This window comes from Rhizobium sp. O111 (genome assembly GCF_055616315.1).
The window spans coordinates 1,260,984-1,278,989 of the sequence record NZ_JBSHXL010000001.1 but is presented as its reverse complement, the minus strand read 5'-3'; the positions used below and the strand labels follow the sequence as shown (position 1 = coordinate 1,278,989).

The 18,006-nt window shown below is 60.2% G+C and carries 16 protein-coding genes and 2 tRNA genes; 5 read left to right on the top strand and 13 right to left on the bottom strand.

What is annotated here, in order from left to right:
- Nucleotides 1-28 precede the first annotated feature (28 nt).
- Complete coding sequence (argS, locus tag ACVTFQ_RS06575) at nucleotides 29-1,786, bottom strand: arginine--tRNA ligase (protein ID WP_018900088.1); 1,758 nt, start codon at nucleotides 1,784-1,786, stop codon at nucleotides 29-31.
- A gap of 65 nt (nucleotides 1,787-1,851) precedes the next feature.
- Nucleotides 1,852-3,069 carry a deoxyguanosinetriphosphate triphosphohydrolase gene (locus ACVTFQ_RS06570; protein ID WP_111561377.1) on the bottom strand — a complete coding sequence of 406 codons (1,218 nt, stop codon included), beginning with the start codon at nucleotides 3,067-3,069 and terminating at the stop codon, nucleotides 1,852-1,854.
- A gap of 219 nt (nucleotides 3,070-3,288) precedes the next feature.
- On the opposite strand from ACVTFQ_RS06570, the gene erpA reads away from it, so the two are divergent.
- Both erpA and xth read left to right on the top strand, forming a co-directional pair.
- A complete protein-coding gene (gene erpA / locus ACVTFQ_RS06565; RefSeq protein ID WP_111561376.1) occupies nucleotides 3,289-3,621 on the top strand; it encodes an iron-sulfur cluster insertion protein ErpA in 333 nt (110 codons plus the stop codon).
- A 121-nt stretch (nucleotides 3,622-3,742) separates the two neighbouring features.
- Nucleotides 3,743-4,534, top strand: coding sequence for an exodeoxyribonuclease III (gene xth, locus ACVTFQ_RS06560; protein ID WP_047510159.1), 792 nt, complete (start codon nucleotides 3,743-3,745; stop codon nucleotides 4,532-4,534).
- Nucleotides 4,535-4,587: 53 nt separating this feature from the next.
- Here xth and exoR read toward each other — a convergent pair whose 3' ends face one another.
- The 8 genes from exoR to ACVTFQ_RS06520 all read right to left on the bottom strand — a co-directional run bounded on the left by exoR (nucleotide 4,588) and on the right by ACVTFQ_RS06520 (nucleotide 13,933).
- Entirely contained in the window at nucleotides 4,588-5,391 is an 804-nt protein-coding gene (gene exoR, locus ACVTFQ_RS06555) for an exopolysaccharide production regulator ExoR (protein ID WP_018900092.1), read from the bottom strand.
- On the bottom strand, nucleotides 5,385-5,882 hold the full coding sequence (locus ACVTFQ_RS06550; RefSeq protein ID WP_162718281.1) for a hypothetical protein: 498 nt from the start codon (nucleotides 5,880-5,882) through the stop codon (nucleotides 5,385-5,387). Before ACVTFQ_RS06550 ends, exoR begins: the two co-directional genes overlap by 7 nt.
- Nucleotides 5,883-6,117: 235 nt before the next feature.
- Complete coding sequence (locus ACVTFQ_RS06545) at nucleotides 6,118-7,371, bottom strand: OmpP1/FadL family transporter (protein WP_470423738.1); 1,254 nt, start codon at nucleotides 7,369-7,371, stop codon at nucleotides 6,118-6,120.
- A gap of 394 nt (nucleotides 7,372-7,765) precedes the next feature.
- Complete coding sequence (locus ACVTFQ_RS06540; protein WP_111561374.1) at nucleotides 7,766-10,609, bottom strand: valine--tRNA ligase; 2,844 nt, start codon at nucleotides 10,607-10,609, stop codon at nucleotides 7,766-7,768.
- A 120-nt stretch (nucleotides 10,610-10,729) separates the two neighbouring features.
- The gene (locus ACVTFQ_RS06535) at nucleotides 10,730-11,680 is read right to left on the bottom strand and encodes a DUF2497 domain-containing protein (RefSeq protein WP_111561373.1); all 951 of its coding nucleotides are present in this window, start codon (nucleotides 11,678-11,680) and stop codon (nucleotides 10,730-10,732) included.
- Nucleotides 11,681-11,902: 222 nt separating this feature from the next.
- Nucleotides 11,903-12,565 (bottom strand): protein-L-isoaspartate O-methyltransferase family protein, encoded by a 663-nt coding sequence (locus tag ACVTFQ_RS06530; protein ID WP_112950040.1) that lies wholly within the window; start codon nucleotides 12,563-12,565, stop codon nucleotides 11,903-11,905.
- A 685-nt stretch (nucleotides 12,566-13,250) separates the two neighbouring features.
- Nucleotides 13,251-13,324 (bottom strand) — tRNA-Cys (locus ACVTFQ_RS06525).
- A gap of 180 nt (nucleotides 13,325-13,504) precedes the next feature.
- Complete coding sequence (locus ACVTFQ_RS06520) at nucleotides 13,505-13,933, bottom strand: BA14K family protein (protein WP_111561370.1); 429 nt, start codon at nucleotides 13,931-13,933, stop codon at nucleotides 13,505-13,507.
- A gap of 226 nt (nucleotides 13,934-14,159) precedes the next feature.
- On the opposite strand from ACVTFQ_RS06520, the gene ACVTFQ_RS06515 reads away from it, so the two are divergent.
- Nucleotides 14,160-14,801: a DUF47 family protein gene (locus ACVTFQ_RS06515; RefSeq protein WP_111561369.1), complete on the top strand. Its 642-nt coding sequence runs from the start codon at nucleotides 14,160-14,162 to the stop codon at nucleotides 14,799-14,801.
- Nucleotides 14,801-15,805, top strand: a complete 1,005-nt coding sequence (locus ACVTFQ_RS06510) for an inorganic phosphate transporter (protein ID WP_111561368.1) — start codon at nucleotides 14,801-14,803, stop codon at nucleotides 15,803-15,805. Before ACVTFQ_RS06515 ends, ACVTFQ_RS06510 begins: the two co-directional genes overlap by 1 nt.
- A gap of 10 nt (nucleotides 15,806-15,815) precedes the next feature.
- On the opposite strand, the gene ACVTFQ_RS06505 is transcribed toward ACVTFQ_RS06510, so the two are convergent.
- Nucleotides 15,816-16,109, bottom strand: a complete 294-nt coding sequence (locus ACVTFQ_RS06505; RefSeq protein WP_112436891.1) for a hypothetical protein — start codon at nucleotides 16,107-16,109, stop codon at nucleotides 15,816-15,818.
- A gap of 108 nt (nucleotides 16,110-16,217) precedes the next feature.
- On the opposite strand from ACVTFQ_RS06505, the gene ACVTFQ_RS06500 reads away from it, so the two are divergent.
- A tRNA-Asn gene (locus tag ACVTFQ_RS06500) sits at nucleotides 16,218-16,292 on the top strand.
- 150 nt (nucleotides 16,293-16,442) lie between these two features.
- On the opposite strand, the gene ACVTFQ_RS06495 is transcribed toward ACVTFQ_RS06500, so the two are convergent.
- Together ACVTFQ_RS06495 and ACVTFQ_RS06490 are read right to left on the bottom strand one after the other, a co-directional pair.
- Nucleotides 16,443-16,625, bottom strand: coding sequence for a hypothetical protein (locus ACVTFQ_RS06495; RefSeq protein WP_111561366.1), 183 nt, complete (start codon nucleotides 16,623-16,625; stop codon nucleotides 16,443-16,445).
- Between the two features lie 109 nt (nucleotides 16,626-16,734).
- Nucleotides 16,735-17,958: an MFS transporter gene (locus tag ACVTFQ_RS06490; RefSeq protein ID WP_111561365.1), complete on the bottom strand. Its 1,224-nt coding sequence runs from the start codon at nucleotides 17,956-17,958 to the stop codon at nucleotides 16,735-16,737.
- Between the last annotated feature and the right edge of the window lie 48 nt (nucleotides 17,959-18,006).

Here is an 18,006-nt window from a genome sequence, read left to right as displayed (position 1 = left end):
GCCAGCGCATTGTGGGTAAATGGTGACGCTACCGCATCTCTTCCGGCGCAGCCGTTCCTGCGATGGCAAGACCCGACTTCAAAACGGACGCAACGGCGTACACCAGCCCTAGTCTGGTAATACTAGACTCTCGGCTCTTATCGTTAATAAATCGTAAGTCTACCTGATCCTTGCCCTTATTCCAATGAGCATGGAAAGAACTGGCAAGATCATAGAGGTAGAATACGACACGATGCGGCTCTTGCGATTGAGCCGCCGCCTCGACCAGCCGAGGGAACTCGGCAACCTTCGCAACCAATTGTAATTCCGCAGGATCCGAGATTCCCGACACGGCGTTCGCGAGGATTTCAGGCGACACGTCGAGATCCGGAAACGCCTCCTTCGCCTGCCTGAAGACAGACATGCAACGGGCGTGCGCGTACTGTACGTAAAAGACCGGATTGTCTTTCGACTGTTCCGTTACTTTGGCGAAATCGAAGTCCAACGGCTCCGAGCTCTTTCTATACAGCATCATGAACCGCACCGAATCGCGGCCGACTTCCTCGACCACATCGCGCAGCGTCACGAAGTCGCCCGAGCGCTTCGACATCTTCACCGGTTCGCCATCGCGGAACAGCTTGACCAGCTGGCACAGCAGAACGGTAAGCTTGGCCTTGCCTTCCGACACGCCACGCGCAACTGCCTCCAGGCGCTTGACGTAGCCGCCATGGTCGGCGCCGAGCACGTAGATCATCTCGCTGAAGCCGCGATCGAACTTGTTCTTGAAGTAGGCGACGTCGGCGGCGAAATAGGTGTAGGAGCCGTCCGACTTGATCAGCGGACGGTCCATGTCGTCGCCGACCTCGGTCGAGCGGAACAGCGTCTGTTCGCGATCTTCCCAATCTTCCGGCAGCTGGCCCTTCGGCGGCGGCAGCGTGCCCTTGTAGACGTGGCCCTTGAAGGTCAGGTCGTTGATGGCCGTGCGGATAGCGGCAGCGCCATTGGCGTGCAGCGTGCGCTCGGAAAAGAACACGTCGTGATGGACGTTCAACGCCTCCAGATCCTCGCGGATCATCACCATCATCGCATCGATGGTGCGATCCTTGACCAGCGGCATCCACTGATCCTCGGGCATGTTGTGCAGCTTGACGCCGTAGTCACGCGCCAACGCTTCGCCGACGGGCACGAGATAATCGCCCGGATAGAGGCCAGCCGGGATCTCGCCGATCTTTTCGCCGAGCGCCTCGCGGTAGCGCAGGAAGACCGAGCGCGCGAGAACGTCGATCTGCGAGCCGGCGTCGTTGATGTAGTATTCCTTGGTGACGTCGAAGCCGGCGAAGGACAGCAGGTTGGCCAGTGCGTCGCCGACGACGGCGCCACGGCAATGGCCGACATGCATCGGGCCGGTCGGGTTGGCCGAGACGTATTCGACGTTGACCTTGCGGCCCTCACCCATCGTCGAGCGACCGTAATCGGTGCCAGCAGTGATCATCGAGGCCAGCAGGCGCTGCCAGTAGCCGACGGCGATCCTGACGTTGATGAAGCCAGGGCCCGCAACCGATACTTCGGCTACATCCGGGTCTTCCTTCAACTTTTCGGTGATGATTTCGGCCAGCGCGCGCGGATTGGTGCCGAGCGGCTTGGCAAGCACCATCGCCGCATTGGTCGCGACATCGCCGTGGCTCGCATCACGCGGCGGCTCGACGGCAATGCGTCCGAAATCCAGCTCGGATCGCTTTTCCTTGACCAGATCGATCTGTTCAAGGGCGGTTTTAATCCTGGCTTCGAAATCGGTAAAAAGGTTCATCGCACTCTTCCATGCATAGGCTGTGCCACACGGCATCCGCCCGGCCTTTGCCGAGCGACCGCTGCCTAGCGCAAATCCGGAGTCTGGTCAAACAATCGCCTGTGGGCGCTGATGGCGTAGGTATCGGTCATGCCGGCGAGATAATCGCCAACATGGCGCGCCTTCGGCGCCTCGGCGAGCCCCGCGATGTGATCCACCCAATAGTGGCTCTGCATCTCCTTGGGGTTGGCCATGTAGGCCGAAAACAGATCGGTGACGATCTGCGCGGCGCCTGATCGAATGCGCATGATGTCGGGATGGCGGTAGATGCGCTTGAAGAGCATCGCCTTGATCTGCCTGTCCGTCTCGGCCATGCCCTCGGAAAACGTCGCGATGACGCGGTTGGCGTGCCTGACGTCGTCGGCGCTCTCGGGGCGGATTTCAGCAAGACGCTCCTGGGCGACGGAAATCACATCCTCGACCATGCGGGTGATTTGGCGGCGCATGATCTCGTGGGTGAAGCGGCTTGGCTCCAGCGTGGGGTAGCGCTCCCTCACCTCGGCCATCAGCCCGGCGAGGAAGGGGATATCCTCAAGCATGTCGAAGGTGAGATAACCAGAGCGCAGGCCGTCATCGATATCGTGGGTGTTGTAGGCGATATCGTCGGCGATCGCGGCAACCTGGGCCTCGAGGCTAGCGAAGGTGTCGAGCTGAAGATCGTGGATCTCGCAGTAATCGAGGATCGGTTGCGGCACGGGGCCGCGCGTGCCGGTTCCGTCCTTGGTGAGCAGCGGACCGTTGTGCTTGACCAGGCCTTCCAGGCTTTCCCATGTCAAGTTGATGCCGTCGAAATCGGCGTAGCGGCGTTCGAGCTTGGTGACGATGCGCAGCGACTGGGCATTGTGGTCGAAGCCGCCATAGGGCAGCAGCACCTCGTGCAGCGCGTCCTCGCCGGTGTGGCCGAAGGGCGTGTGGCCGAAATCGTGCACGAGGGCGACGCCTTCCGCCAGATCCTCGTCGAGCTTCAGCGCCCTTGCGAGCGCGCGCGCGATCTGGGCAACTTCGATCGTGTGCGTGAGCCGCGTGCGATAGTGATCGCCATCCTGGGCGATGAAGACCTGGGTCTTGTGCTTGAGGCGCCGGAAGGCTGTCGTATGAACAATGCGGTCGCGGTCGCGCTGGAAGTCCGAGCGTGTCGGGCTGGAATTCTCGGGATAGAGCCGCCCACGCGTCGTCCACGGGTCAGCCGCGTAGATTGCCCTGTCGCTGTTACCGAAGCCTAATGCACGCCTGTCGATCGTCATTCTTCACCGTCACTCGCCATGTCCAGGCTCACGCCCATTGACGCCGCCATATGCTCTTCATACCTATAGAGAGCATAAACGGCAAAGAGACGACGTATCGCCCACTTTGCCGCGGGCCGCGCTTTCATGATATAAGGCGCGATAGCATTGAAAAACAGCCGTTTATATTGATGGCTGGACCACTATTCTCTCCGGATCTTGACCCCGGCAGGAGCAGACATGACCGAAGCAAGTGTAACCCTTTCCGACGCCGCGGCGAAGCGAATCGCCACCATCGTCGGCAGCGACCCCGGCAAGAGCGCGCTGCGCGTTTCCGTTGAAGGCGGCGGCTGTTCGGGTTTTTCCTACAAGTTCGACCTGACCGACGGCATCCAGGACGACGACGTGGTCGTCGAGAAGAACGACGCGAAAGTGCTGATCGACAGCATGTCGCTGATCTACATGGCGGGCTCTGAGATCGATTTCGTCGACAACCTGCTCGGCCAGTCCTTCCAGATCAAGAACCCGAACGCGGTAGCGAGCTGCGGCTGCGGCACCAGCTTCTCGATCTGACCACCCTCTCCCGCTATCCACACCGAACCGGCCGAAGATTGCCTTCCGGCCGGTTTAACGTCTTGTCGCTTGTCTCAAGACCACGCTAGAAGAAGACGTCAAAGCGGAACGGGACAAAAGAATGAAGATCGCGACCTGGAACATCAACGGCGTCAAGGCGCGTATCGACAACCTCACGCAGTGGCTGAAGGATTCGAACCCCGATATCGCCTGCCTGCAGGAGATCAAGACGGTCGACGAAGGCTTTCCGCGGCTGGAGATCGAGGCTCTGGGCTATCATGTAGAGACACATGGGCAGAAGGGCTTCAACGGCGTCGCCATTCTTTCCAAGACCAAGCCGGACGAAGTGACGCGTGGCCTGCCGGGCGATCCGCTGGACGAGCAGGCACGCTTTCTTGAAGCGGTGTTCTCCATTCCCGGCAATCGCGTCGCCCGCGTCTGCTGCCTCTATCTGCCGAACGGCAATCCTGTCGATACCGAGAAATACAGCTACAAGCTCGCCTGGATGGAACGGCTGCGCACATTCGCGGCCGAGCGGCTGGCTTACGAGGAGATCCTGATCCTTGCCGGCGACTACAACGTCATCCCCGAGCCACATGATTGCTTCGACCCGAAGGTTTGGGAAAACGACGCTCTGTTCCTGCCACAGACGCGGGAGGCGTTTCGCAGGCTCGAGAGCCTGGGGCTGACGGATGCGGTGCGCGCGACGACGGATGCGGTGCCCGCCTATACGTTCTGGGATTATCAGGCCGGCGCATGGCCGAAGAACAACGGCATTCGCATCGATCACCTGATGCTGTCGCCGGAAGCCGCCGACCGGATGACCTCGACGGCAATCGAAAAGCATGTGCGTGCCTGGGAGAAGCCTTCCGACCACGTGCCTGTGGTCGCCTATTTCGATTTCGCGGCCTAAGGGCTAGGCGGCACAAATCGAGGCCGGATCTCGGCGATCCGGTCTTACATCGCTCAGTCGGTGTTGCTGCTGGCGATCTTGTGTGAGAGGGCGATGGCGTTTCGGCGGTCGCTTTCGCTGGCCACCGAGAAAGCCTGCTCCTGCAGCGATTCCATCCAGTTGCAATCCTTCGGCTTGCAGCGATCGAGTGCCGCCGTCATCAGTGCGAGGCCGTTGGCCGACTGGCCTTCCTGGAACAGGATATTGCCGAAGACGGACATGGCGCCCGGGTGACCGGCCTTGCGGGCCTGGTTCAGCCACTTCTTGGCCTGCTGCGTGCTGGTGGCGCCGCCATCGCCGGCAAGCATCATCTGCGCCAGCTGGAACTGCGCTTCGGGAACGCCGAAGGTGGAGGCGACCTGGAAATAGATCTGGCGCGCCTGGGTGAGATCGGTCTTCACGGGGCTGCCCGGAATGCCGTGCTTGTAATAACCGGCGAGCGACAGAAGCGCGTTGACGAAGAAGCCGGTATCTTCAGAACCGGGCTCCACGCCCTGCTGGGCGATCTCGCTATAAATCTTAAAAGCTTCGAAATCGTCCTGCGCGACGCCGTCGCCATCGGCATACATGTTGGCGAGCGCCCAGCGCGAGCCGGTGTGACCCTTTTCGGCCGCGTATTTATAGGCTTCGACAGCCTCTTCCTTCTGGCCGTTCTTGTAGGCCTTGAAACCGAACTTGAAGAGATCGAAAGGACCGGATTCCTTGTTGACGCCCGACTTGATGTCGAACGCGCTTGCCGGACAACTCATCGCCGCGCAGCAGGCGACGGAGAGCCCCATAAGCATCAATCTGAAAGGTCTGAACTCGAACGTCAGCATTTCACTCGATTTCTTTCGTTTCCACCCATACGCGCCATCTCGAACATCCCGCCCGTTCGGCTCGCAGATAAAGTCCCTTCGGCGAGCGATCCCGCGGTGGGTTCCAAGACCCGCTTGCCCGCGTCGCATCCAGCCTTTTGCTCTCCAGAGAGAGCCGTCATTCCCTTCGCACCGACCTCATCCGCCCGCTTCCCGGCGCGAACTGACGGCGATGCCTTCAACCTCATTTCGGCGAGCCCGCGGAGCGGCATTTCGCCTTCAGAAATGTCGTAGTCACCAATTGTGACAAAACGCGAGACGTCGTTACCGAAAGCCAGTTCGGAAAGCGGCAACACCGTCGAACGTGAGGAAATTGAAAGGCTTGAGAATGCTGCGATCGAACGACGCTTTCCGGCTGAAACACCCTGTAAAACAGGCGAAACAAGCGAAGCGGCAGCAACTGCGCCACACCTCATGTCCGTCTCTTTCACACTCACCGAAAAACGACCCATCTTACTCTTTTACGCGCACCCTATGCCTGTCATTCCCTCGCCCGAGATTACCGCTGCGCCTAGTTTGTGGCGGGAAATGGACAATTCGTGATGGAGCCCATCATACGCCAACACTCAAAAAAAACTGTTGCTGAATCGTCACAAAATGACACGTGACGAGAGCATGCTTAATGGCGCCCAGACAAAGAAAAGCCCGACAGTTTGCCGGGCTTTCACTTGCGCTGATCTTGGCAGGTCAGAACTTGACCTTGATGCTTGTGGAGATGGCCGCCACGAGATCGTTGCCGTAGTCGTAGGTTGCGTCGTCACCGTAGGTTACGCCATCCTTGACGACGGTACCTGATGATCCGCTGGTCATGACGCCGAGCGCTCCGGCAAGCCGCCACTCGATGTTTTCAGTCGGGCTGTAGGAGGCGCCGACGCCGAGCGTCCATACATCGGCCTGCGCACCATAGCCATCGCTCGTTCCGCGATCCCAGGTGAGGCTGACTGCCCCGCTCCACTGATCATTGAACTTGTGACCGACGCCGCCCGTAAGGGTCCAACCGTCACGGTAGCCGAGATCGAGCGATGTCAGCTGGTTCGACTGGCCGCAAGCGGTGCCGCGCGTCGAGGTGGGGCAAAGAGACACGGACTGAAGGACGCTCCAGTTTGTCCACTTGACTGAGCCGAAAGCCAACCAATCCGGTGCGATGCCGCTCTGCAACTTGAGCTCAAGCGAATCCGGAGCTTCCGCCTCGCCGTAAACATTGGTGATCCTGCCGCCGTATACCGGAACCACGGGAACCTGCGTCAGGTCGACCGTGCCGGTCAAACCGTCATACTTGACGCGGCTGTTGTACACCAAGCTGGCGCGCATCGCGTATTCGGGAATCTCATAGGCGACGCCGAGACGCCAGCCCCACGCACTGTCGCTCAGATCGAGGCGACCGACGCCGGTGCCAAGACCGAGAGCCAACGGCGCGGTGCTGACCAGCTTTTCCTGGAAGCCCTCGATCTCCTGATAGAATGCACCACCGATAATGCGCGCCTGGCCCTGACCGAGATCAAACTTGTAGGAACAGGTCGCCCCATAATTGTGGCTATCGATCTTCGTCTCGACGTTATTGTTTGCGCCCGCCCAGTTCACGCCTGGGTTCGTATGCGCACCAAACGGCTCCGAATAATCGACAAGGCAGTCAACGTCGCCGACGCCACCCTTGAGGCCCAAATAGGGAATGGCGTAGTTCTCTGTGTCATCAGCGTGGTTGGGCCGCGAATTCAGATTTCCGCCACCAGTGGTGTTCGAAGTATTGACGTCACGCGCATTCTTCAGCTTGCGCTGCGGCATGACATAGATCACGCCGGACTGAATCGAAAACTGCGATGCATCGAACAACTGATCGATATTATAGCCGCCACGCTCCAGACCGCCCGCGAAGGCAGTCTGGGTGAGCGTCGAAATCATAACAAGCGGCAGGGCTGCCGCCAGAACCTTACGAGATGCCAAGGTGTCTCCCCCACTGAGGCAATTGCGATGGTGAGACTGTGACGGCGAGAGGTTAAAATGGCAACTTCGTGACCGGACGCGATTGAAAAGTGAGCTAATGGATGCTTTACGTAAAAAATTGACGAGCACGTCAAAATTTCCTCATGTTAGAAAATGTATCTCAAAAAATCCTAAAATCGATCAGGTGATAGGGCGATCGTTCTATACGAGCACAGATATGTTACCTTCTGACAACAGTTTGATTTTTAGCAAAAACTTCGTGGAAAAGCTGAAAAATGGTGCTGCTCCGGCCAAGTTGTGGCGGCGGAGGGCGTGATTACGGTTAATTTTTTCGAAAAAAGGCGCCCGATTCTTCATCGGGCGCCTTGGAATGAAATACTATTGAAAGTTGATTTTACGAGGCTTCATCTACACGCGAGAGCGCGATCTTAAGGCTCGCGAGCTGGACCGTCAGCTCTTCCAGACGCTCCCGTTCGGCCGCGACGACCTCCGGGTTGGCATTGGCGACGAACTTCTCGTTGGAGAGCTTACCGTTGATCCTTGCCATTTCGGCCTCGGTCTTGGCGATCGCCTTTTCGAGGCGGGCCTTTTCAGCACCGAGATCGATCAGCGCGCCGAGCGGCAGGCAGACCGTCGCTTCGCCGGCCACGATCTGGGCAGCACCCTTCGGCGCCTGCTCGGCGAGCGAAATGCCATCGACACGCGCGAGGCGCTTGATCGCCGCATCGTGGCGCGACAGCCGGTCACGCGTCAGGCTGTTGGCGTTGACGAAGACGAGCGGGGCTACGGCCGATGGCGGTACGTTCATTTCGGAGCGAACCGAGCGGATATCGGAGACGAGGTCGATCAGCCAGTTGATCTCGTCGGCTGCCGCGTCGTCGGCGTAGGACGGCGACGGCCATTCGGCGTGGCAGACCAGGCCGTCACGCTCGCGACCCTCGCCTGCTGTATGCGCCCAAAGCTCTTCGGTCATGAAGGGCATGAACGGGTGCAGCAGCTTGTAGATCTCTTCCAGAACGTAGGCGACGCAGGACTGCGCCTCCTTCTTGGCGCCCTCGTCCGTACCGCCGAAGATCGGCTTCAGCAGTTCGAGATACCAATCGCAAACCTGGTTCCAGACGAAGCGATAGAGCACGCCGGCGGCATCGTTGAAGCGATAGGCTTCGATCGCCTCGGTAAGGTCGCGTTCCGTGCGGGCCAGTTCCGTCAGGATCCAGCGGTTGACCGTGAGCTCGGCGGCTTCAGGAATGAAATGCGGGTCGTTGACCACGCCGTTCATCTCGGCGAAGCGCGTCGCATTCCAAAGCTTGGTGCCGAAGTTGCGGTAGCCGGCGATACGGGCCGGATCGAGCTTCACGTCGCGGCCCTGGGCCGCCATGATCGCCAGCGTGAAGCGCAGCGCGTCGGCACCGTACTCGTCGATGAGTTCCAGCGGGTCGATGACGTTGCCCTTCGACTTCGACATCTTCTGGCCGTTCTTGTCGCGAACCAGCGCGTGGATATAGACCGTGTGGAACGGCTCGACCGGAACGCCGTCCTCGTCCTTCATGAAGTGCAGACCCATCTGCATCATGCGAACAACCCAGAACGGGATGATATCGAAGCCGGTGACCAGAACGTTGGTCGGGTAGTAGCGCGCAAGCTCGGGCGTCTTTTCCGGCCAGCCGAGCGTCGAGAACGGCCACAGAGCGGACGAGAACCAGGTGTCGAGCACGTCTTCGTCGCGCGTCAGGATTTCGCCCGGCTGGAAGTTCTCGAGCTTTTCCTCGACCCAAGCCTTCCAGGGGCCCTCGTGAGCGATGTAGTGCTGGATGGCGGCCTGCAGCGCTTCTTCCTCGGTCTTCTCGACGAAGACCTGGCCATCGGGACCATACCAAGCGGGAATCTGGTGACCCCACCACAGCTGACGGGAAATGCACCAAGGCTGGATGTTTTCCATCCACTGGAAATAGGTGTTTTCCCAGTTCTTCGGCACGAAATTGGTGCGGCCTTCACGGACCGACGCGATCGCCGGCTGGGCCAGCGTCTTGTTGTCCACCCACCATTGGTCGGTCAGGCGCGGCTCGATCGGCACGCCGCCGCGGTCGCCGTGCGGGACCACGTGCTTGTGCGGCTCGATCTTGTCGAGCAGGCCTGCCTCTTCGAAAATCTCGACGATGATCTTGCGGGCGGTGAAACGATCCTGGCCTTCCAAGCGGTCCCAGGCGCCATGAAGTGCGGCCGGATGATCGAGACCTTCGAGGAAGTCCTCGTTCTCCTTGATCGAGATCGAGGCATCGATGTTCATGACGTTGATGGCGCGCAGGCCGGCGCGCTTGCCGACTTCGAAGTCGTTGAAGTCGTGCGCAGGCGTGATCTTGACGGCGCCGGTACCGGCGGTCGGATCGGCGTAGTCATCCGCGACGATCGGGATCTTGCGGCCGACGATCGGCAAGATGATATGCCTGCCGACGATCGACTTGTAACGCTCGTCCTCAGGGTTTACCGCGATTCCGGTATCGCCGAGCATCGTTTCCGGACGGGTCGTTGCGACAACGATGTAGTCGCGTGTCTCGAATTCCGTCGGCTTTCCTTCCTCGTCGAAAGCGATCGGGTACTGGTAGGTGACGCCCGCTTCCAGCGGATAGCGGAAGTGCCAGAGATTGCCCTTGACCTCCAGCTGCTCGACTTCCATGTCGGAAATCGCGGTCAGGAGCTTCGGGTCCCAATTGACGAGACGCTTGTCCTTGTAGATCAGGCCTTCCTTGTAGAGGCTGACGAAGACTTCGAGGACGGCCTCAGACAGGCCCTCGTCCATGGTGAAGCGCTCGCGCGACCAGTCACAGGAAGCGCCGAGGCGCTTCAACTGGTTGAAGATCAGACCGCCCGACTCGTTCTTCCACTCCCAGACCTTCTCAATGAAGGCTTCGCGGCCCATGTCGCGACGGCCCGGAAGCTGCTGTTCCATCAGCTTGCGCTCGACGACCATCTGCGTGGCGATGCCGGCATGGTCCATGCCCGGCTGCCACAGCACGTCCTTGCCGCGCATGCGCTCGAAGCGGACCATGATGTCCTGCAGCGTGTTGTTCAGCGCATGGCCCATGTGCAGCGAACCCGTCACGTTCGGCGGCGGGATCACGATGGTGAAGCTTTCAGCGCCCGGCTTGGCGTTCGCGCCCGCGCGGAAAGCGTCCGCCTCGTCCCATTTCGCGGCGATCTTCGGTTCAACGGCTGCGGAATCGTAGGTCTTTTCGAGCATTTTTGGACCAAATCTGGAGGTTTTCTGGATGCGGGTTGTAAATAGGATGCCCGCCAGCAAGTCAATAAAAAAGCCGCCCCGAGGACCGGAGCGGCTCTTTGTAAAAAGCGACGGATCCGATCAGCGGCGCGGGCCGCGCGCCACACGCTCGATCTCTTCGCGCACGAGGCGCTCGACCAGGGTCGGCAGGTTGTCGTCGAGCCAGTCGCGCAGCATCGGGCGCAGCATGTCCTCGGCGATCTCGTCCAGCGAGCGGCGCTCGGCGCCATCGATGGCGGCGGCCAGTTCCTCGAAGGAGCGGGCGATCTGCAGGCCGGCATCCTGCGACAGCAGCGACTGCTGGGTTTCGTCCATCAGGCTCGGCAGAAGTCGATCCGACAGCGGCGCGGAAACCGGCTCGGCGTAGAGCGGCTGTGCTGCGATCGGCGCGGCAGACATGGGCGAAGCAGCCATTGGCGGAGCGATGGCGACCTGCTCCTGAACCGGCGCTGCCGCGAGCTGAACGGTTTCGGTTTCTGCGACCGGCTGCTGAGGAGGCATTTCGAACGCCATTGCGGCCGGTTCTTCGACCAGCACGGGCTCGGGTGCGCGCTGAGCCGCCGGAGCAGCCTGCTGCATCACCGGGTGCTCCTCGACTGCCTGCTGCGGCTGCGCTTCCATGACGGGAGCCGGTGCGACAGGCGCCGGCTGCTGGCGGAACTCGAGAGGCGGTTCGCGCTGCGGCTGAAGCGTGTTGCGCTCGGAGGCCGCGCGAACGCGGGCGGCGACATCGGCGAGCGACATGGCGGCGCGCGGCGCTTCCTGCGCGGGTGCGGAGCCTGCGGAGTTGGCAGCGACGAAGCGCGGATCGGTCTGCTGCGGTGCGGGATCGGGGAATTCCACGCCGGCATAGGCCTGATCAACAGTCAGATGAATATCGGAGCCGTGATCGTCTTCATCATCACCGTAAACAGGCGGCAGCGATGAGGAGAGTGCCCTGCCCGCGCCCGGCTCATTGCTTTCGATGATCTGGCGGATCGACGCCAGGATTTCTTCCATGGACGGTTCACGCGCTACGCTTGGCTGAGCCATATCTATCCCCGTTATTCTCAAACAACGACCGGATTGCGAGGTGTCGGCATCCGAATCACCCAGACTGTAGGATAGCCGATCGGGGAAAAAAATCATCGCGAATCAAATGACTGCCGCTTTGCACAGTTTTCTGGAAGGTCAACCGCCTTGCACAGTGCTGACCTCAAACAGAAACGGGCGCCAGTGGCGCCCGCATCATCGAAAACCCACGTCGCGCGTCGCTCAGAACACGAATTCGCGTGCTTTGGCGAAGGCCGGCAGCGGCTTGACGGAAGCGTTGAAGAAGACGTTTTCGGAGACCGCGCCGCGCTCGCTGACGAACACCGTCGCACGCGCCGAGCCGCCATATCCCTTGATGGTGACAAGGCGACCGCCTTCACGCAGCTGCGAGAAGAGCGAAGCCGGAACTTCTTCCACCGCGCCGTTGACGAAGATCAGGTCGTAGGGCGCGCCCTTGGCGCTGCCGGCTTCCAGCGATCCCGTGACGACGAAAACGTTGGCGTAATCGGCGAGGTTTGCCGTTGCCTCAGCGGCAAGCGCTTCGTCTTCTTCGAGAGCGACGACCGAACCGGCGAGCTTGGAGAAGAGCGCGGAGACATAACCCGTGCCGCAGCCGACATCGAGAACGACATCATCCTTGGTCACGGCTGCAAGCTGCAGCAGCTTGGCGAGCGGCGACGGCTGCATCAGAAAACGCGCCGGCTTGCCCGCGGCCGCCGGACAGATTTCGACGTCGGTGTCGATATAGGAGATCGCCTTGGACTTTTCCGGAACGAAAGCCTCACGCGGCACGGCAAGGAAAGCGGCCTGAACGGAGTGAGAGGTGACATCCGTGGTGCGGATCTGGTTGTCGACCATGTTGGCGCGTGCCGTCTCGAAATTCATAGTGTCCTCTCGCCCAATGAAAAGCGCTTATTGCTCATCCGTGTCTTAATCGCAGGGCAACCGGCTTTCAAGGCTTCCTGAGCGACTGCAGCAAGAATTCGGACATCGTGGCCACTCCCCCTAAGCCTTCGGAAAAATCCATGGAGACGTTCATGAGATTGTGATAATATTGCAACCGGAGGAATAAGGAGGAGAAGATCATGTCAGTCATAGCTGAATATTTCTCGCTGTTCGACTTTTTCATCGTCGCCGCACTGATCGCGATCATGTGCTGCGGCTTGCTCGGAAAAGAGACAGGCTGAGGTTCGAACATCGTCTCCCGCAACCAACACGTTCAGGTGGTCGTCAGCTTTATTAGCGATGACTTTAACCAATAAGAACGATGGCCAGCGGGGTGTCATGTCGAAATCAGCTCTTTTGGGTGGTCTCTTTATTGGAGGCCTATTTGCGATCGTCGTGATGATACCGCTTGTGCATGCGAGTGTGCCTGGCGTTGCGACCAACGGCGTTTCGCCGCTCGTATCGTTGCGGGGCGGGAATTAAGCGGACTGCTGCTGGCTGAACAGCCAAGTCGTGCCGCGACCGACTCGATCATTACATTCAAGCACAGCTCGACGTCCCTCGATGACGAGATTTCTCGCGTGCCAGGGATCGTAATATTTACATCATTTGCCGGTGAGAAAATTGGAGGCCTCGCCCGGAATTGAACCGGGGTACAAGGATTTGCAGTCCTCTGCGTCACCACTCCGCCACGAGGCCTCACAACACTTACGCTTGAAAGCGTGGGCGGCATTTAGAATGAATAGAAATTAAGCGCAAGGGGGTTATTCAAAAACCTACAGGATTTGCGCCGCCAAATTCAACGCGGTCTAAAATGACAAACCTGACCGCCATCGTGGCGATCAGGTTTGTCGTCATTGAAATGCCAGCCTTGGCTTATCACGGACCTACGCACTGACGGCGGGGGCCGTAGTTGGGCTGGTAGGTGTTGTCGGATGCGCGGTACGAGCGGTAGCGGCTGTAGCAATAATCCACATGTGAACCGCCCGAGCGGACGCGCGGCTGCGACGCGATTATGCCACCTATGATCGCCCCTGCTGCCAAGCCACCGATGATGGCGCCGGTGTTGTCATGATGACGATAGTAGCGGTCATCATAACGGCCGTAGTAGTCGCGACCACGGTTGCCGTAGCGGTAGCGATCCCGGTTGCCGTAACAGTTGCGGTAGGGGCCGCATCGATCCCAGTTGGGGCGCCTCACATCCGGAGGCGCGTCGTAGTGCTGCCCCTTGACCTCAAAGGCGGCGGCCGGCGACATGCCTCCCAGAGACGTCATCAGCGCCACGGCGATAATGGCCAGTTTCTTCATTTCAGACCTCACAATCCACAGAGATGCTTCATCCTTGTCCCATGACGAGATAACGCGCATTTCGGCAACTCGTTCCAATCACTTGGTTTTGCTCAGCATTCGCCAGTGAATGCGGCGATTTGGTGTGGGTTAACCCTGCACGCCCGAATGCCCCTCCGGCACTTTCTTTGGTCCGGCCGCTGCTTTATGACACTTTTATGACAACACCCTTTCATGGATGGATACTATGCTGAGCTGGTTTCGGAAACTCATGCCACGCGAAGACCGGTTCTTCGATCTCTTCGCGCAGCACGCGAAAACAGTCGTGGGTGCGGCCGAAGCGCTGAACGAACTGCTTTCCGGAAACGACACCGAGAAGCACTGCGCCCGCATCGTCACGCTTGAGAACGAGGCCGACGATATCACCCGCGATGTTCTGCTCGCCGTTCGCCGCAGCTTCATCACGCCGTTCGACCGCGTCGACATCAAGGACCTCATCCAGTCGATGGATGACGCGATCGACATGATGCACAAGACGGTCAAGACGATCCGCCTGTTCGAGCAGAAGAGCTTCGATCCCGTGATGCAGGAGATGGGCAAGACGATCGTTGAGGCCGCCCATATGATCGCCGAGGCCATCCCGCTGCTCGATCGAATCAACGCCAACGCCCCTCGCCTGACGGCCATCGCCGAAGCGATAACGCGGATCGAGGGACGGTCGGACGAATTGCACGATCAGGGACTGAAGGACCTCTTCCACCGGCACGGCGCCACCAACCCGATGGCCTACATCATCGGCAGCGAGATCTACGGCGAGCTCGAAAAGGTCGTCGACCGCTTCGAGGACGTCGCCAACGAGATCAGTGGCATCGTGATCGAGAACGTCTGATGGACGCCACCCTTGCCTTCCCGCTGCTTGCCGGGCTGATCGCGGTCGCGCTGTTCTTCGACTTTCTGAACGGCCTGCATGATGCCGCGAATTCGATCGCGACGATCGTCTCGACGCGCGTGCTCCGGCCACAGTTCGCCGTCGCCTGGGCGGCCTTCTTCAATTTCATCGCTTTCCTGTTCTTCGGGCTGCATGTCGCCGAGACGCTGGGGACCGGGATCATCGATCCGGCCATCGTCTCGCCGATGGTGATCTTCGCGGCGCTGATGGGCGCGATCATCTGGAATATCGTCACCTGGGTGTTCGGTATCCCGTCGAGTTCGTCGCACGCACTTGTCGGCGGGCTGGTCGGCGCTGGACTCGCCAAGGTCGGTTTCAGCTCGATCGTCTGGAGCGGTCTCTTGAAGACCGCAGGCGCGATCGTCATGTCGCCGATGATCGGCTTCCTGCTGGCGCTGTTTCTCGTGCTCATCGTTTCGTGGCTCTTCGTGCGTCAGACTCCGTTCGCGGTCGACCGCACCTTCCGCATCATGCAGTTCGTCTCGGCGTCGCTCTATTCGCTCGGACACGGCGGCAACGATGCGCAGAAGACCATGGGCATCATCGCCATCCTGCTCTATTCGCAGGGCTATCTCGGCGGCAGCTTCCACGTGCCGCTGTGGGTGGTGCTTTCATGCCAGTCGGCAATGGCGCTCGGCACGCTGTTCGGCGGCTGGCGCATCGTGCATACGATGGGATCGAAGATCACGCGGCTGAACCCGATGCAGGGCTTTTGCGCGGAGACGGGTGGCGCGCTGACGCTGTTCGGCGCCACATGGCTTGGTATCCCCGTCTCGACCACACACACCATCACCGGCGCGATCATCGGCGTCGGCGCGGCGCGGCGGGTGTCTGCCGTGCGCTGGGGCCTTGCGGGCAATATCGTCGTCGCCTGGGTGGTGACGCTGCCGGCCGCCGCATTGATCGCGGCCGCCTTCTACTGGATCGCCGGCCTCTTCGCCTGAGCGATTGATATCAGGAGGCGGAATTCCGCCTCCTGTGCCACCAAACCGAAAATCGTCGTCTCATTCGCCGCGCGACATGCAGGTCGTGTGACAGCACCAGCACGCCGAGCGGAATCATCCAGAAGCCGAGAATCGGAAGAAAGCCGAGACATCCGCCAAAAATCAGCAGTCCGCCGATCAAAAGCCTTGCTATGCGCGACTTCGGCAGCGGAATGCGGGTCGGCCCCATCACGATATGGCCGGTAGTGTGATCGATGCCAAAGCGTTTGGCGGTGTTTTTCGGTCTCTCAGTCATCCACAGCATGTGGGGATAACCTGAATGATTGCAAGGAGATGTCATTTTTTTGAAAAAACCGCTTGGCAAATCGAGCAAGCATTTGTATTAGCCCACTCACACCGCGGCGAGCGGTGATCCCTGGTAGCTCAGCGGTAGAGCATTCGACTGTTAATCGACAGGTCGCCGGTTCGAATCCGGCCCGGGGAGCCAGTTTCTAAAAGGCCTGCATTGAAAAATGCAGGCCTTTTTCTTTTCCGAAATCAAAGCGGTAGGTTTCGCCCCGAGCTTCTCTCGGCGGCGGTGCGATTGTTTCATCCCCGTGGGCGATCTAGCCACGGGGATAAAGACGAAGCGGCGAGATCAATAGCCGCAGGAGCGTCCTTCGTTCGGCCTGAAGCCATCGGAGCAGGCGCGGTTCATGGAATCGCCAGGCACATAGCCGGATGCCGAGCCCGCGGAGGTCGGGTAGCCCGCGCATCCTGTCGTGAGCGCAGCAAGGCCGATCAGCGTGATCGCGGCCAGGACGGTTGAAATTCGCTTCATATGGACCTCCTCGAAACTGTCTTTGAATCTAAGCTAACACGCGACCGGCAAACGCCATGTAAATTTCTTATGGCGCGCCGAGCGAGGGGCCGTGACGCGGCGCGGCACCCTACCCTTGCAGCGTGTCAACCTTGCGAAGATCCGGGAACAACCGCGTCCACAGGAGCACCACGACGATTGTCCCAACGCCGCCGATGACGCCGGCAGCGACGGGACCCATCATGCCGGCGAGCATGCCCGATTCAAATTCGCCCAGCTGGTTTGAGGTGCCGATGAAAAGCGAGTTGACGGCGTTCACACGTCCACGCATCGAATCCGGGGTCAGGAGCTGAACCAGCGAGCTGCGCACCACGACGCTGACCGTATCGGCAGCCCCCACCACCAGCAGCGCGGCGATCGACAGCGCGATGTTGGTCGATACGGCAAAGACGATCGTCGCGACGCCGAACACAGCCACAGCGGTCAACATCTTCGCGCCGACCCTGCTCGTCAGCGAGCGTCTTGCCAGAACGATCGACATGGAGAGCGCACCGACAGCAGGTGCGGCGCGCAGCATGCCGAGGCCCCAGGGGCCGGCATGCAGGATATCGCTGGCGAACATCGGCAGCAGTGCCGTGGCGCCGCCCAGCAGAACGGCGAAGAGGTCGAGCGAGATGGTGCCGAGCATCACCGGCTTGCTCTTGATGAAGGAAACGCCGGCAAAGACGGAGGTCAGCGTGACCGGTTCGCGCTTGCTCGGCGTCCATTCCATGCGGATCGAGATGACGTTGATGCTTGCAACGGCAAACAGGACGGCGGCCACGGCGAAGGGGGCGACGGCATCGACGCCGTAAAGCAGGCCACCCAGCGACGGGCCGACGATCAGCGCCGTCTGCATCATCGAGGTCGAGGTTGCCACCGCGCGCTGCAGCAGCGAGGGCGGCATGATGCTGGGGAGAAGTGCTGCCATCGTCGGGCGCTCGAAGGCCACAGTTGCGCCCATGATCGTCACCGCCGTCAGGATGCCCGCCGGCGTCAGCCAGTTCTGCCAGGTGGCGACGGCAAGTGCTGCCGACACCGTGGCGAGGATCAGCTGGCAGATCAGGCCGATGCGCCTTCGGTCGAAACGATCGGCGACGTGACCGACCACGAAGGTCAGCACCACCATTGGCAGGAACTGGCAGAGCCCGACCATGGCCAGCGCGAAGGCGCTATGGGTCTGATCGTAGATCATCCAGCCCATCGCGATGGCGACGCATTGAAAGGAGAGAGAAGAGAAGACGCGGGAAGCCGCGAAATTGAGATAGCCGGGATGGCGCAGAACGCTATCCTGGTGAACTGCTGATGCATCCATGAGAAAACTGTCCGGAGCGCTGCCGACAGCGCGCCTCTGAGGGTTGTT